We start from the raw sequence: 23,053 nt of genomic DNA, 5'->3' as shown, positions 1-23,053 counted from the left end.
GCCATCCAAGTAGGTGGATCGATGGCGCTGAAACGGGGGTAGCTCGACAAATAGTGCCTGCATAATTGTACGTTATCTGCGTATATTTCCATAAGCGCCGCAACGCGGCGGCCGGAGAGGCGCGGGTTCATCCAGAGGGTGACGATCCCACTACACAGGTACAAGCCCATCTACCAAAATATCGGACTATTGGGCGCAAAGACTCACGCGCATCAAGTCGGAAAGCCGGCGCAGAAAGCAAAAACCCCGGCTTGGCGCCGGGGTTTTGAATGCATGCCGGCTCATGCCGGTCGCGATCAGAAGTCCATGCTGGCAGACAGCAGGAACGTGCGCGGACCGCCCAGGACCAGGTAGCCGTTGCCCGGGTAGCCGCCCACCGACGACCAGTAGTTGCGGTTGGCGATGTTCTCCACGCGCGCGCGCAGGGTCACGACGTGGCCGTCGACGTCCACCATGTAACGCAGGCCGGCGTCAAAGCGGGTCCAGCCGGGGACCTTGAGGGTGTTGGCATCGTTCGCATAGGACGAACCGGTGTAGACCACGCGGCCGTCTACAGCCAGGCCCTGGACGCCCGGAATATCCCATTCCACGCCCATGTTGGCCTGGAAGCGCGGCACGCCGATCACGCGGTTGCCGTCCAGCGAAGCCGTGCCGGTCGAGCGCTGCTCGGCGTCCAGCCACGTCAGGCCGCCCAGTACGCGCACACTCTTGACGGGTTCGCCGTAGACGGTCAATTCCGCGCCCTGATGGCGGTCCTTGCCCGAGGTCGTCAGCTCGTTGCTGGCGTTGTACATCGCGCGCGGCTTGTCCGTGGAGAAGAGCGCCAGACCGGCGCCCAGCCCGTCGCCTTCGTACTTCACGCCGATTTCCTTTTGCTTGGACACGTATGGCTGCAGGCTCTGGCCAACGTTGGGCACCGGCCGGCCGTTGGCGTTCGCAGGCGCCGTCGGTCCTGCAACCAGCGCCTCAATGTAGTTCGCATACAGCGAAACGCTGGGCGCCACCTTGAACACGATGCCGGCGGCAGGCGAATTGCGGCTGGCGTCATAGGCGCCATTTTCCTTACCGGTGTTGTAGGCGTAGTCGCGTTGCGACAGGCGCTGATGGCGGATGCCCAGGGTCAGCAGCACCTTGTCGTCCAGGAAGGACAAGGTATCGCCCAGGGCGTAGCTGCTCATGCGCGTGCGCCCTTGCAGCGCAGGATTGTCGATATCGTTGCCACGCAGCGCACCGGCGCTGAAGGCAGGCTTGTCGTAAGACACCGGGTCATAGATGTTGGTGGCGAACGTGTTCGCGTAATCCATGATGTAGGCGTTCTTCTTCTTCAGATCGAAGAAGGACGCCGACACGACGAACTCATGGCCCACAGGACCCGTTCGCACCTTGGCGCGCAGCCCCAGTTCGCCGGTGTTGACGCTGTCTTCGCGGGTGTTGTCGAAGCGGTAGAAATTGCCCGCGCCCGTGCTGCCGTTGGTCAAGGTCACGTTGCCCAGCGAGTTCGCTTCATCGCTGCGTCGGAAACCATAGGCGGCCCAACCGGTCAGCTTGTCGCTGAAGTCATGTTCCGCGCGCACGGTGCCGAAAAAGTCGCGCTCGTTGGAATACGACCACGGTTGCGCATAGTTGGAGCTGGCGTCGGGCGCGTCAGGCACGCTGGTCACGCCTGCCCCCATCGTCACGTTCGGACGCGCGCGCTTGAGCTTGTTTTCCTGCCAGCCGATATCGCCCGACAAACGCGTATCGGCCGAGCGCCAATCCAGGCCCAACGACACCAGGCTGGTGCGGGAATGTTCGTCATCGATTGCCGTATCGCCGCTGCGCTGTGCCGCGTTCAAGCGGATGCCCGTGCTGTCGTCCGGACCGAAGCGCCGGGCGATATCGGTGGACACCTGGAACTGGCCGCCGCTGGAAATGCCGGTGGTGACACGGGTCAGCGGCTCGTTCGGCGCACGCTTGGGCACCAGGTTGATGACGCCGCCGATGCCGCCGCCGCCAGGCGTCGCGCCCGTCAGGAACGCCGAGGCGCCCCGCAGCACTTCCACGCGTTCGAACAGTTCGGTGGCGATGTACTGGCGGGGCAGCAGGCTGTACAACCCGTTGTAGGCCACGTCGTCCGAGCTCAGGATGAAGCCGCGGATGAAGTAGGACTCCTGGAAGTTGCCAAAGCCGCGCGCCACGCGCACGCCCGAGTCGTTCTGCAGCACGTCGCCCACGCTGCGCGCCTGCTTGTCCTGGATCAGTTCGTTCGTATAGCTGGTGATGCTGAACGGGGTGCTCAGGTTGTCTTGCGTGCCCAGCACGCCGACGCGGCCGCCCGTGGCCACCTGCCCGCCCGCAAAGGGCGCAGCCAGGCCGCCGGCCGACGCATCGGCGCTGGCCTCGACTTTGATGGCTTCCATCGACACGACAGAGCCGTTGGGCGCGGCGGGTTGGGCTTGGGGTGCGGTTTGACCGTAGACGACGCCCAGGCACGGCAGCGTAGCGGCCACGCAGGCAAGAGTTCTGATTTTCATATCGGGATCGAGAGGGGGCAAGAGAAGCGCGTCGCTGCGCAAAGAAACGCAAAATCCCGATGGGTCACGCACGGAAAACGGCTGATCAGTCGCACCACCGCAAGGCCGGAACGGCCTTGCCGAGCCCGTTCACCAAGGGGTCTTGAGGTCTTACGCAAGAAATCTTATCAAACAGAGAATCATTATCATTACGTCCCCAATAATAGAAAGACGGTTCGTTGTCTCCACGCAACAAACGCCCCTTATGGCGGCAGGGTCAAGCCGCCTGGTCCTGCCGCAACTGTCCGAAGTCGCCCGCCTCGTAGGCGGCCAGTGCCCGCGTCAGGTCCCGCTGACTCGCCATTACGATCGGGCCGTGCCGAAAGACGGGTTCGTCCACGGCGGGGCCGGCGATCAACACAAAATGGGCGGGCACCTTGCCCGCCATCAGCAGCAGCACGCCTTCATCGTCGGCGGATGTCGCCGATGCCGCCAACGCGGCCCCCTCTCGGAGCACGGCAAAATCCGGGTCCCCACCCTGCCGCTTCGGCAAGGGCGGCACTCCATGTCGACGATGCCGGGCACGCACCCCCAGCTCGCCCTGTACGGCGTAGACCCAGGCGTTCCAGCCGGGCGCAAGCGGAAGCAGCTGGGTCGCGCCCGGGCGCAGCCAGCCGTCCAGGATCATCAGCGCCTCGGGGGTGGCCAGCGGCGACTGCCAGCCGCCGTGGCTGCCTGCCACGACGCGGACGCGGCCGGCGTCCGTCTGAATGACCGGCATCTCCCAGGCGCGCAACAGCGACACGGCCGGTGGCAGGGTCTTCAACCGGTCCGGCAGGTTCAAGGCGATGCGCAGCCCGTTCAAGCGGGCCGGGCCCGTCGGCTGCTGCGTGCGCAGGATGCCCTTGCCGGCGACCGTCCAATGCAGGTCGCCCGCCCTCGCCTCATGGTCGTTGCCCGCGCTGTCCCGGCATTGCATGACGCCTTTGGCATCTTCCAATAGGAGCGTGGCGGCGCACAGGCCGGCGTACGGCAGGGGCGCGGCCGTGGGGCCGGTCATGATGAAGTGATCCACCATGACGACGGGCGACGGGCTATGGGAGAAATCGGTATGCAGGAACTGGCGGAGAGTGCAGGCCTCGCCCGCTGACTGGGGCTGGCCGGCAACGACGCTACTGAGATGGATAGTCAAAAAAGTGCTGCCTGATGAGGGAGTGACGCTAGGGCCTGTACACGCGAAAAGGAAGCTCCCTTTTGCGTGGACAGGCCCTAGCTGACGCGAAGCTTATGGGTTCCGCGTAACCCGCGCAATCCCCCATTTCCCCGCAGTCGCCGCGACGCCGGCCAATCTGCTCAGTCCAGTTTGATCTGGTTCGCCCGGATCACCGCGCCCCAGCGTTCGCGGTCTTCGGCGACGTACCGGTCGGTCTCAGCCTGATCGCGCGGTGCCTGGATCATCAGCCCCAGGGTCTGGAAGCGTTCCCGGAAATCCGGCTGCGCCATGACGCGGGCCACGGCATCCTGCAGGGCCTTGGCCTCGGCGGCCGGCGTGGCCAGCGGCACGGCAACGCCGAACCACGTCGCCGCGCGGAAGCCCGGAAAACCGCTTTCAGCCACGGTGGGTACGTCCGGCAGCACGGGCAGCCGCTCGGCCGTGGTCACCGCCAGCGCCTTGATCTTGTTTTCCTTCACCAGCGGCAAGGACGTGCTGATAACGTCGACCATCAGTTGCGTGTCGTTAGCCATCAATGAACTGAGCGCGGGCGCGCTGCCGTTGTACGGGATATGGGCAATATCGATGCCGGTGCGTATCTTGAGCAATTCGGTCGCAAGCTGTAGAGGGTTGCCGATCCCGACCGACGCATAGTTCAACTTGCCGGGGCGCGCCTTGGCATAGCTGACGAACTGCGCCCAGGTCGTGGCAGGCACCTCGTTGTTTGCCACAACCACCAGCGGCAACTCGGCCACCACCGACAGCACGCGGAAATCGCGCGCCGCGTCGTAGGAAATCTTCTGATAAAGCATGGGGTTAAGCACCATGCTGGCGTTGCTGGCCAGGAACAGCGTATAGCCGTCGGGCTGCGCGCGGGCCACCTGGGTGGCGGCGATCATGGTGTTGGCGCCCGGCTTGTTTTCAACCACGACCGACTGAAAAAGCTCGCGCGACAGGCGCTCGGCCAACACGCGCGACAACTGATCCGCCGCGCCGCCAGGCGTGTAGGGCACCACCAGTTTGACGGGCCTGTCGGGGAATGCCGCCAGGGCCTGCGGGGCGCCTGCGGCGCACACCAGCATGGCGGCCGCGGCGCGGCCGAACCAACGATTCATCTGCAACATGCTTGTCTCCCGAGTCTTTACCGACTCTTGTATTGGGTACTGCCTGAAGGGACTGGACGACGGCGACGGCGGCCTTTCGCAATGGCCGCACCGGGCCGCTACACCTTGCGCGCGTGGCCCTCCCAGAATTCCGCCCGCAGGCGGCGCTTGGCGATCTTGCCGTTGTCGTCGCGTGGGAGCGCTTGCCGCATTTCTAGCCCGCGCGGAACCTTGTAGCGGGCGATCCGGGAGGTCAGCCAAGTCATGGCGTCTTCCAGGTCCAGCGCGGCCCCGGGCGCAGGTTGGACCAAGCCCAGCAGGCGTTCGCCGAACTCCGGATCCGGTACGCCAAAGACCGCGCAATCGGCCACGCCGGGGTATTGCATCAGGTGGTGCTCGATTTCCGCCGGATAGATGTTCACGCCGCCCGAAATCACCAGATCCGATTCGCGGTCGCATACGAAGAGATAGCCGTCCTCGTCGACGTACCCCAGGTCGCCCAGCCCGATCAGGCCATCGCGCTCGACCGCCTGCCGCGCCTCGGGATGGTTGCGGTAGGTAAAGTCGGCATATGCCGGCTGGCGCACGTAGATGCGGCCGACCTGGCCGGGCGCGCACACCGAGCCATCCTCCGCGTAAATGCGCACCTGCGCGGGCCCAATCGGCCGCCCCGCGCTGCCGGGCTTGGCCAGCGCTTCATGCGAATCGATCGCGGTCACCATGCCCGCTTCGCTGGACGCGTAGGTTTCATGCACGACCGGCCCCAACCAGTCGATCATCGCGCGCTTGAGTTCCGGGGCGCAGGGCGCGCCCGTCGAAGCCACGAAGCGCAGCGAAGACAGATCGAATGACGCCCGCGTTTGCGCATCCAGCTTCAGCAGGCGCACATACATGATGGGCACGAGGTAGATCGTATCGATGCGGTGCTGCTCGATCAGGCGCAAGACCTCGACCGCGTCGAAACGCCGCGTCAGCACCAGCGTGTCGCACACGCGCAGCGCCACCTGGGCGAAGACGCTGGGCGCGCTGTGGTAGATCGGCGCCGGCAACAACGCGCGGCTCCCCTGGCGCAAGCCGTAGGCCTGCTCGACCACAGCCTCCACGGCCGCCAGGTGCTCGGCAAGCCGGTCCACCGGAAAAGGCTGGCGCACCACGCCCTTGGGGCGCCCCGTCGTGCCCGACGTATAGGCCATGTGGCCGCGCGGCGCGACCAGCGGACCGTCATACCGGGGCTGGGCGTTACGCCAGGCTTCGTAGTCGTTGGCCTCGAAGGCCGCGCCCGCGTCGGCCATGACCCGCAGCACGGGCAGGCCGGCCGGCAGCGCCGCCCATACCTGGCGCCACAGGTCGTCTTCGCCGATCAACAACTTCGCGCCGCTGTCGTTCACCAGAAAGGCCACCTCTTCGGCCGTGTAGTGCCAATTGATCGGACAGTAGTAGCAGCCCAGCCGCTTGCAGGCCTGGATGATTTCCAGATAGGGCATGCCGTTGCGCAGCAGCACCGCGATGACGTCGCCTTCGCGTATGCCCATGGCCGCCAGCCCCGCCGCCACCTGCTCGCCTCGCGCGGCGAGCGCGTCGCGGTCAAGCTGGAGGTCGCCCGCGATGATCAGTCCGCTCATGCCGGCTTCCCGGCGCGCAGCGCCTTGTCCTGCGCGGTTCGCGCTTCGATCGCGGCGCGCGCGGCAGCCCAGTCTTCCTCGGTCCATTCGAAGTACTGTTTGAAATACGCACCGTTGGCCAGATAGTCGCCACCGTCCAGCGCAATCGTCTGGCCGTTGATCCAGTCGTTGCCGGGCCCCAGCAGAAAGGCTGCCAGTTCCCCGATATCGTGCCCCGTGCCCAATCGCCGCATGGGGTTCTGCTGAATCAGCGCGTCCTGGCCGTCGCCATTCGGGCGTAGCCGCGCGGTCGCGCCTTCCGTGGGGATCACACCCGGCGCGATGGCGTTCATGCGGATCCCGTGCCGGCCCCATTCAACCGCCAATGACTTGGTCATCGCGTCGATGCCGGCCTTGGACATGGCCGAAGGCACCACGAACGGCGATCCGGTCCAGACCCAGGTCACGACGATGGACACAACGGCGCCTCGCGCCCCGGTGGCGATCCAGCGCTTGCCCACGGCCTGCGTCGTATAGAACGTGCCGCGGAACACCGTATCGGCAATGGCGTTGAAGCCGCGCGCCGACAGCTTTTCGGTCGGGCTGATAAAGTTGCCGGCGGCGTTGTTGATCAGGCTGTCCAGGCCCCCGTGCGTGGTCCAGATCCCCTCCACCATCGCGTCGACCGCGTCCGCGTCACGGATGTCCACCGCGTGGGCATGCGCCTCGCCCCCGTGCCTGGCGCGCAGTGCGGCGGCAGCTTCTTCGACCACGGACAAGCGGCGTCCGCACAGATGGACGGTGGCGCCCAGGGAGGCCAATTGATCGGCCATCGCGTAGCCCAGCCCGGTTCCCCCGCCAGTGACGAGGATGCGCTGGCCGCGGAACAAATCCGCCCGGAACATGCTTTGCGGCATGGTTTGTCTCCTGTTGTCGTTGGAATTGCCGGCACCGGACGCGTGGTGCCGATGCGGTTCAGAGCCAGAATATCAACGCGTAGATATCGCGACAATCCTCCACTCTGAGTAAACTCTGTTTCCTCATAGGCAACAATCGACGACGCCCATATCCACCTTGCCCACGCTAGACCTGAACCTGATCCAGCTGTTCGTGACCATCGTTGAAGCGGGCACGCTCAGCGAAGCGGCGTCGCGCCAGGGGGTCACCCGATCCCACGTCAGCCGCAATCTGCAGAAACTGGAGCGGGCATTCGGGGCGCAGTTGATCCGACGCACCACCCGCCGCCTGGAACTCACGCATCAGGGCAGCGTGCTGTACGAGCACGGCGTCCGCATGGCCCGGGAGGTGGAATCGGCGCGCCACGCCTTGCAGAAGCTGGGCGCCGAACCCACCGGCCACGTTCGCCTGTCGCTGCCGACCGGGCTGGGCGAACTGGATGCGCTGCGCCCGCTGTTGGTGCGCTTCGCGCTGGCGCATCCCAGCCTGAGCCTGCGCGTGCTGTTTTCCAACCGGGTCAGCGATTTGATCTCGTCCGAGATCGACGTGGCCCTGCGCGTGGTCTCGACGCCCCCGCAGGACTACGTGGCGCGCGAACTGGGGGACGTGAAATGGCACCTATGCGCCGCCCCGGCCTATTTGCAGCGCGCCGGCACGCCCGCGCATCCACGCGACCTGGGGCGGCTGGACTTTCTTTGCCCGCCCGGCCCAAAGCCCCAGGCGACGCTGCGCCTGCACCGCAAAGGGCAAACTTACGAGATCAAGCTGGCGCCCCGGCTGCAATCCGAATACTTCCCCTTCCTGGCCGAGGCGGCCCGCGACGGCGCGGGCGTGGCGCTGCTGCCGGCCTACATCGTGCAGCCCGACCTGCAGGCCCGGCGGCTGCGCGAGGTGCTGCCCGCCTACAAGGCAGAAGGGCCTGGCGACAAGCTCTTCATCCTGACCTCGCCCACCCCCTACCCGTCCACCGCCCAGCGCGCCCTGGTGGATTACCTGAAAGCCGAACTCGAGCCCCTGCTGCGCGAATTCCTCGCCTGAAACGCCCCCGCCCCGCCGGCCCCCGGCCCCCGGCGCGGCCCGCCATGCAACGGTAGGACTTCTTTGGTAAAACCGCGGGGTCTTGCAGGCTTGGCCCTTGTCCGCCAAAGTAGGGGTTTTGCAGCAGTTCCGGCTGCCGCTTTCCGGAACAGGGGCGGAACTTTGACGCGCCACCCAAGTCTTATATAAGATATAAGACATAAGGACGCGCACGGGCTTGTCTCCCCTACAATGACAAACGCGCCAAAACGCCAAAAAATGCCGCCTGCGCTTGGGAACAGCAAGCCAGGCAAAACCACGGAGTCCATCATGCCGCACAACACCCTCGATACTCTCAAGAATTTCAAGATCGGCAATAAATCCTGTCAGTACTACTCGCTGCCGGCGCTGGGCAAGTCCCTCGGCATCGATGTGCAGCGGCTCCCGGTGTCGATCCGCATCGTGCTGGAATCCGTGCTGCGCAACTGTGATGGCAAGAAGGTCACGGAAGAACACGTCAAGCAGCTCGCCAACTGGCAGGCCAATGCCCGCCGCGAAGACGAGATCCCGTTCGTCGTGGCCCGCGTCGTGCTGCAGGACTTCACCGGCGTGCCGCTGCTGGCTGACATCGCCGCCATGCGCTCGGTGGCCGACAAGATGGGCAAGAGCCCCAAGAGCATCGAACCGCTGGTGCCGGTGGACCTGGTCGTTGACCACTCGGTCATGATCGATTATTTCGGCACCAAGAATGCGCTGGACCTGAACATGAAGCTGGAATTCAAGCGCAACCAGGAGCGCTACCAGTTCATGAAGTGGGGCATGCAGGCGTTCGACACCTTCGGCGTCGTGCCTCCGGGCTTCGGCATCGTCCACCAGGTCAACCTGGAGTACCTGGCGCGCGGCGTGCATCAGGACAAGAAGAACAATGTCTACTACCCCGATTCGCTGGTGGGCACCGACAGCCACACCACGATGATCAACGGCATCGGCGTGGTGGGCTGGGGCGTGGGCGGCATCGAAGCCGAAGCCGGCATGCTGGGCCAGCCCGTGTACTTCCTGACGCCCGACGTGGTGGGCGTGGAACTCAAGGGCCAGTTGCGCGGCGGCGTCACCGCCACCGACCTGGTGCTGACCATCACCGAAATGCTGCGCCGTGAGAAAGTGGTGGGCAAGTTCGTCGAATTCTGCGGCGAAGGCACCGCCAGCCTGACGGTGGCCGAACGCGCCACCATCGGCAACATGGCGCCGGAATACGGCGCCACCATGGGCTTCTTCCCGGTCGACGAACGCACCATCGACTACTTCCGCGGCACCGGTCGCACCGAAGACGAGATCGCCGCCTTCGAAGCCTATTTCAAGGCCCAGAAGATGTTCGGCATCCCGGCCGCCCAGGACATCAACTTCACCAAGCTGCTGACGCTGGACCTGTCCACCGTGGCCCCGTCGCTGGCCGGCCCGAAGCGCCCGCAAGACCGCATCGAAATCGGCAACGTGAAGAACACGTTCATCGACCTGTTCTCCAAGCCCATCGCCGAGAACGGCTTCAACCAGCCCGCCGAAAAGCTGGGTGAAACCTTCACGACCAGCACCGGCACCAAGATCAAGAATGGCGACATCCTGATCGCCGCCATCACGTCCTGCACCAACACGTCGAACCCGAACGTGCTGCTGGCCGCCGGCCTGCTGGCCAAGAAGGCCGTGGAAGCCGGCTTGAAGGTGCCCAAGCACATCAAGACCTCGCTTGCCCCCGGATCGCGCGTCGTCACCGACTACCTGACCAAGACGGGCCTCCTGCCCTACCTGGAAAAGCTGGGCTTCGACGTGGCCGCCTACGGCTGCACCACCTGCATCGGCAACGCGGGCGACCTGACGTCGGACCTGAACGAAGCCATCACCGGCAACGATCTCGTCTGCTCGGCCGTGCTGTCGGGCAACCGCAACTTCGAAGCGCGCATCCACCCGAACATCAAGGCCAACTTCCTGGCCTCGCCCCCGCTGGTCGTGGCCTACGCGCTGGCCGGCACCGTCACGCGCGACCTGATGACCGAACCGGTGGGCAAGGGCAAGAACGGCGACGTCTGGCTGGGCGACATCTGGCCCACGTCCGAAGAAGTCGAAGCACTGATGAAGCATGCGCTGGACCCGAAGGTCTTCGAAGCCAACTACGGCCAGGTCAAGAGCAACCCGGGCAAGCTCTGGGAGAACATCAAGGGCGTCAACGGCGACACCTACAACTGGCCGGAATCGACCTACATCGCTGAGCCGCCCTTCTTCGAAGGCTTCGGCATGACGCCGGCCGCCATGCCGGCCGTCAAGGGCGCCCGCGCGCTGGGCGTGTTCGGCGACTCGGTCACCACCGACCACATCTCGCCCGCCGGTTCCATCAAGGAAACCTCGCCCGCCGGGAAGTGGCTCAAGGCCAACGGCGTCATGAAGGCCGATTTCAACAGCTACGGCTCGCGCCGCGGCAACCACGAAATCATGATGCGCGGCACGTTCGCCAACGTGCGCATCAAGAACCTGATGATCCCGTCGCTGCCGGACGGCAGCCGCTTCGAAGGCGGCGAAACGCTGTTCCAGCCCACCGGCGAACAGATGTCCATCTATGACGCGGCCATGAAGTACGTGGCCGACGGCACGCCCACCGTGGTGTTCGGCGGCGAAGAGTACGGCACCGGATCGTCGCGCGACTGGGCGGCCAAGGGCACCCAGCTGCTGGGCGTGAAGGCCGTCATCACCCGCAGCTTCGAACGCATCCACCGCAGTAACCTGGTGGGCATGGGCGTGCTGCCGCTGCAGTTCAAGGGCGCCGATAGCGTGCAATCGCTGGGCATCACCGGCGAAGAGACCTACGACATCTCGGGCCTGGAAAACGGCATCAAGCCGATGCAGGACGTGACGCTGACGATCACCCGCAAGGACGGTTCGAAGCAGGACGTGACGGTGCTGCTGCGCATCGATACCCCGATCGAGGTCGATTACTACCAGCACGGCGGCATCCTGCCCTTCGTGCTGCGCCAACTGCTGGCCGCCTGAGCCCGCGCGCGGCCCTCGCAATAGGGAAAGCCCCGGAACCTTGCGGTTCCGGGGCTTTTTTTACGCAGGCAATTGGCGGATTCAGTCGTCGAACTGATAGGCGTCCATCGCCAGCGCCCCGTACGAGATCTCGTCGTTCAGCCGCTTGGCTGATGCCCCACCCGCCCCCAGCGCCACGTACAGCGGCATCAGGTGGTCGTCATGCGGATGGGCCTGCATGGCGCCAGGCGCCTGGGTCTGCCAGTCCAGCAGGGCCGGCACGTTGTGCTCGGCCAGATTACGCGCATACCAGTCCTGGAATGCCGGCACGTAAGGCACGGCGGGCGCGTTCTGCGGCATCCGCACGTGGCGCAGATTGTGTGTCAACGACCCGGACCCGATGATCAGGATGTCCTCGTCGCGCAAGGGTGCCAGCGCGCGGCCCAACTCCAGTTGCCCCGCGGCGTCTCGCCCCATGTCGAGCGACAACTGCACCACCGGCACGTCGACCTCGGGATAAAGGTAGCGCAGCGGTACCCAGGCCCCGTGATCCAGCGGCCGGCGCGGATCGCGTTCAGCGGCGATCCCGGATTCGGCAAGCAGCGCCTGCACTCGCGCCGCCAGTTCGGGCGAACCCGGCGCGGCGTACTGCAGGGTGTAGAGCTCGGGTGGAAAGCCGCCGAAATCATGCCAGGCCACCTGCTTGTCACGCGTGGACAGCGCCAGCCCTTCGCCCATCCAATGGGGCGATACCACCAGGATGCCGCGGGGCTTGCGGCCTTGCGCAAGGCTCCAGTCCGCCAGCACGGGGCCGGTCAGGCCGGGTTCGACGGCCAGCATGGGCGAGCCGTGGGAAACGAAAAGCGTAGGCCAGCGCATGGCGATGCCTCCATAGATCAAGTCGATGAAAGCATTTTCGGATGTTTCTATTCAGCAATAAACCCCCTTCGCGGGGATAATCTGTTGCCATCTAAGCATCAATTCGGACACCTGCGCCAACGCATGCCCTCCGGTCTCCATGACAGCGCATGAACCGCACGCCCGGGTCCGCCCCCAATGCCGAGGCGCGCGGCGGGCGTTAAACTACACCGTTACACCACTTACTGGACGTCCTCCGAAGTTATGGCCCGATCCCGCAGCCAATCCGCTCCCCGCATGACCCGTGACGCGACCCGCCTGGTTGCGCTTGCCCAGGCGCTTAACCGCTCGGGCAGCCGCGTCGAAGACGTGTTCTGGGAGAACCAGCTTGGCGAAGCGATTCCCAAGCTGCTGAAGGCTGGGCAGGACGCCCCGCTGGAAGCAGCCCTGGACCACCTCGCGCAAAGCGACATAGGCGCCTACGAAGTCTTGATCGAACAGGCGGAAACCCTGTCCGAATCAATGAAGATCGAAAAGAACGGCGTCCTGTACGACGTCTTGCTGATCGTCGCGCCCATCGTCGCCTGGACCCGTTACGCAATTCCCACCGGCTCCGTCGCGGCGCCCGCCCAGCAGGCTCTGCTGGCCCAGTTGCATGGCCATGTGCTGTCCAGCCAGGCGCGCACGGCCTTGATGCCCATGCTGGTAAGCGTGGACCAGATGCCCCGCACCTTCGGCGAAACCTGGCAGTGGCTGCAACGCCTGGGCTCGCAGGCGCTGGGTGCCGAAACCACCAAGCCGGCCCTGAACACCGAAGCCGAAACCGCGAACATGCTGGCCGACACGCGCTACATCATCGGCGCCGTGGCGGTGCCCGAGAACGCGCCCATCTTCCGCTGGCAGGAACAGATGGGCGAAGCCGACGCCAGCCGCGACGCCTGCCAGGAACAGTGGGCCGCGCAGGCGCAGCCCACCCTGGCCGCCCTGATGCCGGGCTGCGGATTCGAAGCGCTGCTGCCTGACGCCTATTACGTCAGCAACCGCGAAGCGGACCGCCGGGTGCGTCCCTTGTCGCTGCGCGCGGCCATCAGCTGGCTGGAAGGCGCGGTCAGCCTGGAAGCGTCGCAGTTGCGCGCGGTCGTGGCCGGCTGCGGCGAAAGCCGCATCGACGAATACCGCATCGGCTTCACGGCGCGCAACAACAACGACGTTTACTACGGCTGCGTGTGGCCCTTGTACGGGCGCGAGGAAGAACTGCCGTCCGACGAAGGCCAGCCCGATGTGGTCGACGAGATCACGGCGTTGCTCAAGGAATACGGCGTGACCGAAGTGCGACGCATCCCCGGCGTGCTGCCGGCGGAATACTGCGAAGACTGCGGCGCGCCCTACTTCCCGAACCCGCTGGGCGAACTGGTGCACGCCGAACTGCCCGAAGACGCCGAAGCCGCGCCCGCCAAGTTCCACTAAAGCCGCCATGCAAGCAGACATCTTTTGCCGGGTCGTCGACAACTACGGCGACATCGGCGTCTGCTGGCGGCTGGCGCGCCGGCTGTCGCAAGGCCGCGGCTGGGATATCCGCCTGTGGGTGGACGACCTGGCCAGCTTTGCGCGCATCCAACCCGGCATCGAACCCCTGGCGGCACGGCAGCAGCTGGGCGGGGTGGACATCGTGCATTGGTCTGATGCGCCGGACCCGGCCCTGACTGCGCGCGACGTCGTCATCGAAGCGTTCGCCTGCGATCCCCCGCCGGCGTTCGTGGACAGCATGCGACGCGTGCATCCGGTCTGGATCAATCTGGAATACCTGAGTGCCGAGGCCTGGGTGGAAAGCTGCCACGGCCTGCCGTCGCAGCGGCCAGACGGGCTGGTGAAGCATTTTTTCTTTCCCGGTTTCACGCCCGCCACGGGCGGCCTGTTGCGCGAACCCGGGCTGGATGCCGAACGCGACACCTTGCAGGCGTCCATGGACCAGCAGAACGCGTTTCTCCGATCGCTGGGCGTGGACGAAGCCCTGTTGTTGCGTCGCCGCGACGGTGCCCGCACGGTGTCCCTGTTTTGCTATCCCACGGCGCCGGTCGATGCGCTGGTCCAGGCGTTGGCGGCCAACGCGCAACCCAGCGTGCTGCTGGTTCCCGAGGGCGTGGCCCCCGGCCTCGAAGCCGCGTGCGCCGCGCCCGGCTTCCCCCTTCTGGCGCGCCTGCCCTTCGTGGCCCAGCCGGATTTCGATCGCCTGCTCTGGTGCGCGGACCTGAACTTCGTGCGCGGCGAAGACTCCTTCATCCGCGCGGCCTGGGCGGCACGCCCGCTCGTGTGGCAGATCTACCCGCAAGAGGAAAACATCCATCTGGAAAAGCTGGAGTCCTGGCTGGCCCGCTATCCGGCTCCCGATCCTGCGCATGCGCTGATCCGGGCGTGGAACCAGCCCGAAACCGCGCAGACGGCTGCAGCCACTGCCCAAGCCCTGGCGCCCGCCCCCTGGCAAGCGTGGTGTGCTGCCGCCCGGCAATGGGATGCCACCCAAGCCAGCCAGCCGGATCTGGCTGAAAATCTGGCGGACTTTTGCGCAGACTTGGCCAAGAAACGTTAGAATAGAGAGTTTTCTGAGTCGCCCTGGATTTGTCGGGCCTCAACAATGAACGCCTCCCGGGGTGTGCATGAAACCGCAAGCAGGGTCTTTTGCTGGGTCTTACGGCCCGTCTTCCGACCCCTTTCTTTTGTCCGTGTCTTTCGCGGCAGCGGCTTTTTGCAAGCACGGCGAGTGCACCCATCACCCCCGGAGTTTTATCGATGAAAACCGCTCAGGAATTGCGAGTCGGCAACGTGGTCATGGTCGGCAAGGATCCCCTCGTGGTCCAGAAAGCCGAATACAACAAGTCTGGCCGTAACGCTGCTGTTGTGAAGCTGAAGTTCAAGAACCTCTTGACCGCCTCGGCCAGCGAATCGGTCTACAAGGCCGACGAAAAGTTCGAAGTCGTCCAGTTGGATCGCAAGGAGTGCACCTACTCCTACTTCGGCGACCCGATGTACGTCTTCATGGACGAAGAGTACAACCAGTACGAAATCGAAGCCGAAAGCATGGGCGATGCCCTGAACTACCTGGAAGAAGCGATGCCCGTGGAAGTGGTCTTCTACGACGGCCGCGCCATCTCGGTTGAACTGCCCACCACGCTCGTTCGCGAAATCACCTACACCGAACCCGCCGTCCGTGGCGATACGTCGGGCAAGGTCACCAAGCCGGCCAAGATCAACACCGGCTACGAACTGAACGTGCCGCTGTTCTGCGCCATCGGCGACAAGATCGAAATCGACACCCGCACGAACGAATACCGCAGCCGCGTCAACAACTGATCCGGCCAGCAGGTACAAAAAAGCCAGACCTACCGATCTGGCTTTTTTTTTGCCCATATTGCCGACATCTTCTACTGCAAACGCTCATCGTCCAGGAAGTCGGGCACCGCCATGACTTCGATGCCATCGTCGGCCAGCGCTTCGCGCTCTTCGGGCGTGGCCGTGCCGCGGATGGGACGCTCGTCGGCGTCGCCCTCATGGATGCGGCGCGCCTCTTCGGCGAAACGCGGCCCCACGTTTTCGGTATTGCGCAGCAGCGCGCGCACCTGCTTCATCACGACCGCCTGCAAAGCGGCCATTTTCTCGGCGTCTGACGCGCCAGCCGGCACGGCGGGCGGTTGGGCCGGCGCATGCAAGTGGGAGACGTTCAGGCGCGGCGCAGACAGACGCTTGGTGATGCTGGCCGACCCGCAGACGGGGCACGTGACCAAGCCACGCGCCTGCTGCGCGTCATAGTCATCGTGCGATCCGAACCAGCCTTCAAAAACGTGGCTGTGCTCGCACTGGAGGTCGAAAACTTTGAGAGCCATGGTTGCTATATGGGGTCCAGCAGCCAGAATACAAGAATCCGCCCGTGGCGGGCGCCATCCTCCCGCCTCAGGCGGGGATAGGGCAGCCTCCAAGTAAAAACGGGCCCGAAGGCCCGTCCTGGCGATTGGCGCCGCTTACTTGCCGCGCTTGGCGGCCGGGCTGGCGTCGATTTGCGCCTGCTGAGCCTGCAACGAATCGATCTGGCGCTGCAGATCACGCAGTTGCTGGCGCACGTCCTTTTGCTGATCAGCCAATGCCGTGGTTTCCTGGCGCGATTGCTCCTGGCGGGCCGCGACCTGCTCTTCCTGCTGCATGCGCAGCGTGCGGTCGGCCTGCAAGGTGCTGAGCTGCGCGCTGCGGCTGGCCAACAGCTTTTCGGCGTTCGCGTATTCGGCTTGCAGCTTGATGCGCTTGATGTCCACTTCGGCCAGGTCCGCAGATTGCGTGGTGAACGCGCGGTACGTGGCTTCCGCCTGCTTTTCCGACACAGTCTTCAGCACACGCCAGAAGTCTTTCTGTTGGAACAAGGCGACGTAATAGGTCAGGTCGTCCGGCTTGAACAGCAGGCTGGCGCCGTACGTGCCGTTATAGGCGGTACGCAACTCGGACACCTGGCGGTTCTGGATCAGGCCTTGCAATTCGGCCACGGTGGACGATGGCCGGGCGGCAGCCGTGGGCGCGGCGGCGGGCGGCGGCGGCGTCACCGGCGTGGATGCGGCCGGCTTGTCCTCGACCTGCTTAACCGTGGGCCGTGGCGCTTCGGATTGCGCGCTGGCGCAAGCCGCCAGGCCGGACAGTGCCGTGCCTAACAGCGCCATGCGAGTGGCGGCACGGATAAATTGGACGTTCATGCCTTCCCCAAAAAAATCGTTGCGGAACTATAGCAATTTATTTCGCTCACGGCAGACCCACTTACATTCGCCGCAAGCAAATTTGTGGCCCTGTACGGGCCTTTCCCTATTGCATGATCAGGATGCCTCGACCGTCCCTTCCGCCGTTTCGCCCTGGCCGCCCCCCAGATGCAGTTTGCGCATCTTTTCCCAGAGCACCTTGCGGCTGATGCCCAAGGTATTGGCGGTGTCCTGGCGGCGCCAGCCGTTGACGTCCAGCGCGGCCAGGATACGGGCGCGCTCGGCGCGCTCGGCATCGGTGAAGACAGGCGGTTCGCACAGCGTGCTGGCCGTGCCGAGCGTGCCGGCGGCGCGCAACGGCTCGGCGATCTGGTCAAAAATGCGCTCGATGCGCGCCTGATCCCAGCTCTTGAACTGCCGGCGCATGATGGCCACGCGCTCGGCCACGTTGGACAGTTCGCGCACGTTGCCCGCGTAGCGGGTGCGCGCCACGCGCTCCAGCAGCCAGTCCGGCGGGTCGCCCTCGCCGCCCAGGCGCTCCAACAAGGCGCGGAAAATGGCGATCTTCTCTTCCGCCCCCCGCTGTTCCAGATTCGGAATGCGCAGTTCGATCACGGCCAGGCGGTAATACAGGTCTGCCCGGAATTCGTCCTGGCCCACTAGCACCCGCAGATCCTTGTTGGTGGCGGCAACCAAACGGAAATCCACCGGGATCTCCACGCTGGAGCCCAGGCGCGTGACCGCGCTCTGCTCCAGGACGCGCAGCAGCTTGACCTGTTGGTACAAGGGCAAATCGCCGATTTCGTCGAGGAACAGCGTGCCGCCGTTGGCCTGCTCGAAATACCCCTTATGAGCGCCGACCGCGCCGGTGAAGGCGCCCTTGGCGTGTCCGAAGAAATGCGCTTCGAACAGGCCTTCCGGAATGGCGCCGCAATTGACCGCCACGAACGGGCCGTCCGACCATTCCGCCCGGTCATGCAAGAGGCGCGCGATACGCTCTTTGCCGACGCCCGTTTCGCCATGGATCAGCGCGTTGCTGCGGCAATCGGCGAACATCTCGGCTTCGGCCAGCAACGCACGCATTGGCTCGGACACCGCGATCAAGGGCTGTTCGCGCTTCGGCGCGGTACGGTTGAACTGGTCCAGCGTTCCCAGCAATTCGAACAGCAGCTTGCGCAAGTCCGCCGTCGTGAACGCCAACGGCAGCGTGTAGGAATATTCAGGCGGGTAATAGCGCGAATCGCGCCCCCGGGATTCGGCCGCAACCCAGATCACCGGCAGCGCCTGCACCGCCAGCCAGTCGTAGCCGCTGAACCGGTTGTCGCCCATCACCGACACGGACACCAGCGCCACGGCCGGACGCGTCGGATCGCGCGGCGGCGGAAACGCGGTGCCGGCGTCCGCCCGCACCAGCGACACATCCATGCCGGCCAGGCAACGCTCCGCCCGGGAGGCAATATCGGAAGTGCCTTCCCACACGTACACGTCGAACTCGTCGCGGGCGAATTTCTGGGTCATAGCTTGGATAGCAAGAAGCGGGCAAAAATCACAGGCATCCTCAGAACACCAAACGGGGTTGCCCGCAATCAACGGACAGCAGCGATACATCGGTCTGGCCCACGCTCAGGCCCAGCACGTCAAGCAACTGTTGCAGCAGCCCAGACAACGGCGCCAGCACGGGCTGCAGCAGGTTCACGACGATGGACAACACCCCGCCGACCTGCGAGCTGCCGCTAAGCGCCATCGTGGCCACCGAGTTGATGCGGCACGTCCGGATGGCGCTCGGGGTAATGCCCAACGCGCAGACCACATCATTGACGGGCGCCAGCAACAGCGAACTCAGGATATTGCCGACCAACTGCAAGGTCCCGCCCAGCACGCCGGTCAAGCCGCCAGTGGTCAAGCGCGCGCTCAGCTGGTTCAGCGCGGTGGTAGACCATTGCAGGTTATTGACCACCTGCGTGATGGAATTGCCGGCGTTGTTGCCCCCACCGCCCACCAGATCCGTCGCCAGCGCCGTACGTTCGGCCGGCGTGAGCGGCGTACCGGTATTGAAAAGATCGCCCAGAATGCCGCCGATCAGCGCATCAGACAGGTTGGACGCCAACGCGCCCAGATTGATCGATGTGGCGGTGACGGTCTGCGTCGACGGAGTCCCTGGCGGTTCGGTCAGCGTCACGGACACCGGCGCAGCCGAATTGAAAACAGGCAATGTGACCTTGGCGGTCAGCGGCAGGATACCCAGCACATTCAAAACCTGATGGCGCTGAATGGCGGCAAAGGAGCTGGGTTGGCAACTGTTGGTCAGCGACACGAAGTGCGCGGCGTTCTGGTCGGTGTTGGACGTCATGCCGGGAAAGGTTCCCAAGCAGACGTTCGCCACGGATGAGGTCACGGCGATCGTGGCTTGCGATGGCGTCAACGGCGCCTGGCACAGATTGGTCAAGGTGCCGGTGGACTGCGCCACATCGATGATGATGGGCAGGTCCACCTTCGTGCCCAGTGTATTGGCCAGCAGCGGCCCTACCAGCGGGATGTTGCTGGTATTCACGCGCAGGTAGACGCGGATTCCTGCGCTCGTCGCCTGGGTGCCAATGCCTCCGACCGCGAGCGTGGGTGGCTCCACGACCCGCACGCGCGCGTCCACGCCCAACAGCGGCACGCTTAACCCCAGGTTGATCAGGTTCTGTCCGTTGGCGACGACCAACGCGGTTTCAAGCAGATTCAAGGCATTGACGTTCGCCGCCAGGGCACCTGTGGCGTCTCCCCCCACGACGGACAGGTTCAGCACGCCGCCGTCGCCAAACAGCTTGACCGGCAGGTTCAGCGGCATCACCGCCAATACCGTATTGATGGCGTTGTTAATCAGTCCGATGCCGGCGCTGGCGGTACCGCTCTGGTTCACCACGGTCAACGTGGCGTTCAGCAATTGCCCCAGCGTCAGATTATTGACCGCAGCCAACTCTGCAGGCGTGCCCACCCCGGTTGCCACCGACAAGGGCAAACCCAAGGCTTTAAGCAAACCCGAAGGCGTGATGTTGACGCTGGCCAGCCCTGCAGCATCCAGCACATCCAATTGGGCGGGCGTTGCGCCAACGGTCGCCAGCAACTGCGACAGCAGGCCGCCCCGCTGCAAGCGCAGCAGGCGCGAGCCCACCATGAATGCCGCGACGGGCCGCGTGTTCGTAGCCACCGCCGTAGTCGTGACTTGCGTGCCGCCGCTTGCACCGCCCGAAAAATTGGGAATGATGCTGGTGAGCCGCTTGCTTACGGTCACGCGCACCGCGTTGAAGGACTGCCCGCTGGTGGGATCGAAGATATGCATGCCGGACGGATCGGTCCGGGTGGAATCCCAGACCTTGCACTCAACCGTCACGTCGGCTGCCGTGAAGGTATCGAAAAAGCTGGGCACATTGGCCAACGCCGACGTCCGCCCGGCGGCCACAGCCCGCGTGCAGTCCGCGGCCGCCCCCATGCTCAGCACCTGGACTGCCGATAAAGCCGCCAGGTCCGCCCCCTTCTGCATCTCGCGCTTCATATAGAAGCTGTAGGCAAGGTGCGCCACGCCAAGTAGCACCAGTCCTACCAGCACAGCGAACACGACAGCCACGGTAATGCTGCCGCGCTGGCGCAGCAGGGAAGCAGATCGCAAAGGGGTGGCTGGCATGATCTGGTGCTCCGGCTCCTGTCCGAGCCTTAATTCGTGTTCTTGGTTTCCACGCGTTTCTGGAACCATTCCGGAATCGGGTGCGTGAAGCTGTCCACGTAACGGTTCCAGGCCGCGGTAGACACGGGCCCCAGGATGGGCAGCGCGCCCCCGGCGCGGCGGCCGTCGGCCTGCGCCGCGAGCAACCCGCGCGTGACATCGCCGAAATCTTCCCGGCCCTCCGCCGCTGTGGCAGCCTGCGGGCTCGCCTGCACTGGCGCAGGTTGCGCCGCCGCTGCGCCGGGCTGCGGCAAGGACGACGGCACCTGCTGCACGACGGGCCGATCCGGCAACGTCGCCGCCGGCACCGGCTGGGCGGCAGACGCAGCAGCGCCGTTGGACATAGTGCCGGTCAGCGGCGTATTGGATTGGGCCTGGGCGCTTAACGGCGCGAACGCAGCCACGGTCAGGGCCAGGGAGAATGAACGAAGCATGCGAGCTTGAGACATAAACGGTTTCCTGAACACGGAGTTAACGCACGATGGGCCCATTGCCCAGGCCTTCCATCAACGGACGCATCATCGGCATCACGGCGCCCTCACCGCTGGACACGCGAGTGGGCGACGGACCGCCGACCGCCGCTGCCGGCAGGGGCGCCGGCGCGCGATAGCTGCGAATCTCGGAGGCCAGACGCAGGACCTGACCCCGCGCCTCGTCGCCAAGCTGGGCCTGATCCATCAATCGCTGAGCTTTCACGGCGTCGCCCTCGACCAACAGCAATACCGCCATATTGGCCAGGACCTTGCCGTTCTCCGGCGCCAGTTCCGCCGCTTGGCCAAGCGGCACCCGCGCGCCGTCCACGTCACCGGCCCGCAGCCTCGCATAACCCAGGTCTCCCAGGATGCGCGCATTCGTAGGCGCCAGTTTGGCCGCCCGTGAAAAATCATCGACCGCCTGGTCGAACTGGCCACGTCCGCCTGCGATCAAGCCCAGGCCGTGCCAACCGTCCGCCGCTTGCTCGCCGCGGGTCAGCGCGCGATACGCCTGTTCGCTCAGGGCGATCTGCCCGGTCTGGCGCAGGGCGTCAGCGCGCATGACCGCCACGCGGTTGTCGTTGCCGAATTTCTGCTGATACGCGTCGATGTACGCCAGCGACGCAAAATAACGTTCCTGACGCTGCGCTTCGGCAATCAGCGACAGCATCATCTCCGGTTCCTTGGGACGGCGCCGACCTTCCGCCTCGTCCTCTTTCTGCCGCGCCATCGCCTGTTCCTGCTGCTGTTGCTGCATCAACTGCCACGCGGTTTCCGCGCTATTGGTCTTGCATCCGCTCAAGCCCGCGGCCGTGGCCGCCACTGCAGCGACAAGTGTCCAGCGCACCACACCCTGCCGACTTCTCCTAGCGCCCGACATCATGTTCCCCCCATGCGCGACATCGCGCGAATCACCGCGATAAACCCCGAGCCGCCCGTGACGATCAACAGCGCAGGCAGCAAGGTGACGATCATGACGCCCGTCATCTTGACCGTGGTCTTGCCGACCTTCTCTTTCAGTTCCAGTCGCCGGGAATCCCGCAGCCGTTCGCCAAAGCGATTCAGCGGCTCTTGCACGGCTCCCCCATGCTGATCCACCTGAGCGATCAGCCGGCAGATGGCGGACAGGTCATCGTTGTCGAACCCGCCCGCCAGCCTGGCCAAGGATTGTTCACGCGTGCGTCCGCGCACATACAGTTCAGAGGCCAGGCGCAATTCGTGCGACAGCACTGGCAACACCTGGCCGAACTCCGTGACCAGCACCTGCATGCTCTGATCGATGGACAGCCCGACACCTTGCAACAGGCGCAGCAGGTCGATCAACAGGGGCAATTCGTCCGCCGCGAGCCGGCGGCGCTGCGCCACGCGGCGCCGCACGACCCACTTGGGCAGCATGTAGCCAATGGCGAAGCCAAAAAACGCCGCGACCAATATTCCCGACAAGGAATCGACATAGTGATAACGCAACCCGAGCGTCACTGCGGCCACGGGCAACAAGATGGCAAGGCCGAACCGAAATGCCACAAAGCGCGACCTGGCGGTCGCCGGGTCGGCGTAGCCGGCGATATCCACCAGCTTGCGGTCTTCACCCGCCAGCAAGGCTTCGGCCAGCCGGCCTTCGCTCAAGCGTTTGCCAAACGAATCGGCTGCGCGCGTGGCGGCCGCGAATTTTCCCTGCCCGTCTTGCGCCGGCAGCGCCGCCGAGGCCGCACCGCCCATTTGCCGCGAGGCCAGCGCGTGATCGACGATCTGCCGGTTGCGGCTTTGGCCGCGCAACCGGCGCACGATGCCAATACCCAGCACCAACATCGCCGCCGCAATCAGCATCAAGCCCATCGCCAGTACGGAAGAGACGCTCCACGCCTTCAGGATATCCATCACCGCTCCC

Annotated in this window: 18 protein-coding genes; 5 read left to right on the top strand and 13 right to left on the bottom strand. The window is 65.0% G+C overall.

The features are described from left to right. Window positions 1-296: 296 nt before the first annotated feature. The 5 genes from AC3WMU_RS00910 to AC3WMU_RS00890 form a co-directional block, all read right to left on the bottom strand. Entirely contained in the window at window positions 297-2,513 is a 2,217-nt protein-coding gene (locus tag AC3WMU_RS00910) for a TonB-dependent receptor (RefSeq protein WP_492281653.1), read from the bottom strand. A gap of 256 nt (window positions 2,514-2,769) precedes the next feature. Next, window positions 2,770-3,684, bottom strand: a complete 915-nt coding sequence (locus AC3WMU_RS00905; protein WP_035213473.1) for a pirin family protein — start codon at window positions 3,682-3,684, stop codon at window positions 2,770-2,772. Between the two features lie 161 nt (window positions 3,685-3,845). Further along, window positions 3,846-4,829 carry a Bug family tripartite tricarboxylate transporter substrate binding protein gene (locus AC3WMU_RS00900; protein ID WP_492281652.1) on the bottom strand — a complete coding sequence of 328 codons (984 nt, stop codon included), beginning with the start codon at window positions 4,827-4,829 and terminating at the stop codon, window positions 3,846-3,848. 98 nt (window positions 4,830-4,927) lie between these two features. Next, a complete protein-coding gene (locus tag AC3WMU_RS00895; RefSeq protein WP_492281651.1) occupies window positions 4,928-6,430 on the bottom strand; it encodes an AMP-binding protein in 1,503 nt (500 codons plus the stop codon). After that, window positions 6,427-7,314: an SDR family oxidoreductase gene (locus tag AC3WMU_RS00890; RefSeq protein WP_424624969.1), complete on the bottom strand. Its 888-nt coding sequence runs from the start codon at window positions 7,312-7,314 to the stop codon at window positions 6,427-6,429. The genes AC3WMU_RS00895 and AC3WMU_RS00890 overlap by 4 nt, the downstream gene beginning before the upstream one ends. A 160-nt stretch (window positions 7,315-7,474) precedes the next feature. Here AC3WMU_RS00890 and AC3WMU_RS00885 point away from each other — a divergent pair, with 160 nt between their 5' ends. Both AC3WMU_RS00885 and acnA read left to right on the top strand, forming a co-directional pair. After that, window positions 7,475-8,404, top strand: a complete 930-nt coding sequence (locus AC3WMU_RS00885) for a LysR family transcriptional regulator (protein WP_424624868.1) — start codon at window positions 7,475-7,477, stop codon at window positions 8,402-8,404. A 309-nt stretch (window positions 8,405-8,713) separates the two neighbouring features. Beyond that, window positions 8,714-11,419: an aconitate hydratase AcnA gene (acnA, locus tag AC3WMU_RS00880; RefSeq protein ID WP_006225614.1), complete on the top strand. Its 2,706-nt coding sequence runs from the start codon at window positions 8,714-8,716 to the stop codon at window positions 11,417-11,419. An 81-nt stretch (window positions 11,420-11,500) separates the two neighbouring features. Here the strand turns inward: acnA and AC3WMU_RS00875 are convergent, their stop codons facing one another. After that, window positions 11,501-12,277, bottom strand: a complete 777-nt coding sequence (locus AC3WMU_RS00875; protein WP_035213525.1) for a DODA-type extradiol aromatic ring-opening family dioxygenase — start codon at window positions 12,275-12,277, stop codon at window positions 11,501-11,503. A gap of 243 nt (window positions 12,278-12,520) precedes the next feature. Here AC3WMU_RS00875 and AC3WMU_RS00870 point away from each other — a divergent pair, with 243 nt between their 5' ends. From AC3WMU_RS00870 to efp, 3 genes are all read left to right on the top strand, one after another. Next, on the top strand, window positions 12,521-13,723 hold the full coding sequence (locus AC3WMU_RS00870; RefSeq protein WP_006225612.1) for a DUF2863 family protein: 1,203 nt from the start codon (window positions 12,521-12,523) through the stop codon (window positions 13,721-13,723). A gap of 7 nt (window positions 13,724-13,730) precedes the next feature. Continuing rightward, a complete protein-coding gene (gene earP, locus AC3WMU_RS00865; protein WP_280026778.1) occupies window positions 13,731-14,843 on the top strand; it encodes an elongation factor P maturation arginine rhamnosyltransferase EarP in 1,113 nt (370 codons plus the stop codon). 200 nt (window positions 14,844-15,043) lie between these two features. Continuing rightward, window positions 15,044-15,604 (top strand): elongation factor P, encoded by a 561-nt coding sequence (gene efp, locus AC3WMU_RS00860; protein ID WP_006225610.1) that lies wholly within the window; start codon window positions 15,044-15,046, stop codon window positions 15,602-15,604. A gap of 71 nt (window positions 15,605-15,675) precedes the next feature. Here the strand turns inward: efp and AC3WMU_RS00855 are convergent, their stop codons facing one another. From AC3WMU_RS00855 to AC3WMU_RS00825, 7 genes are all read right to left on the bottom strand, one after another. Continuing rightward, entirely contained in the window at window positions 15,676-16,134 is a 459-nt protein-coding gene (locus AC3WMU_RS00855) for a DUF1178 family protein (RefSeq protein WP_006225609.1), read from the bottom strand. 135 nt (window positions 16,135-16,269) lie between these two features. Then, window positions 16,270-16,986, bottom strand: coding sequence for a DUF2968 domain-containing protein (locus AC3WMU_RS00850; protein WP_006225608.1), 717 nt, complete (start codon window positions 16,984-16,986; stop codon window positions 16,270-16,272). Between the two features lie 117 nt (window positions 16,987-17,103). Then, window positions 17,104-18,504, bottom strand: a complete 1,401-nt coding sequence (locus AC3WMU_RS00845; RefSeq protein ID WP_006225607.1) for a sigma 54-interacting transcriptional regulator — start codon at window positions 18,502-18,504, stop codon at window positions 17,104-17,106. 40 nt (window positions 18,505-18,544) lie between these two features. Then, complete coding sequence (locus AC3WMU_RS00840) at window positions 18,545-20,653, bottom strand: TadG family pilus assembly protein (RefSeq protein ID WP_006225606.1); 2,109 nt, start codon at window positions 20,651-20,653, stop codon at window positions 18,545-18,547. A gap of 29 nt (window positions 20,654-20,682) precedes the next feature. Next, window positions 20,683-21,141: a DUF3613 domain-containing protein gene (locus tag AC3WMU_RS00835; protein WP_035213472.1), complete on the bottom strand. Its 459-nt coding sequence runs from the start codon at window positions 21,139-21,141 to the stop codon at window positions 20,683-20,685. Between the two features lie 22 nt (window positions 21,142-21,163). Further along, complete coding sequence (locus AC3WMU_RS00830; RefSeq protein ID WP_052017894.1) at window positions 21,164-22,045, bottom strand: tetratricopeptide repeat protein; 882 nt, start codon at window positions 22,043-22,045, stop codon at window positions 21,164-21,166. After that, entirely contained in the window at window positions 22,045-23,043 is a 999-nt protein-coding gene (locus AC3WMU_RS00825) for a type II secretion system F family protein (RefSeq protein ID WP_006225603.1), read from the bottom strand. The genes AC3WMU_RS00830 and AC3WMU_RS00825 overlap by 1 nt, the downstream gene beginning before the upstream one ends. Window positions 23,044-23,053: the final 10 nt, after the last annotated feature.

The organism is Achromobacter sp. FW305-C-13 (assembly GCF_058783475.1).
This window is presented reverse-complemented; position numbering and strand designations above follow the sequence as displayed.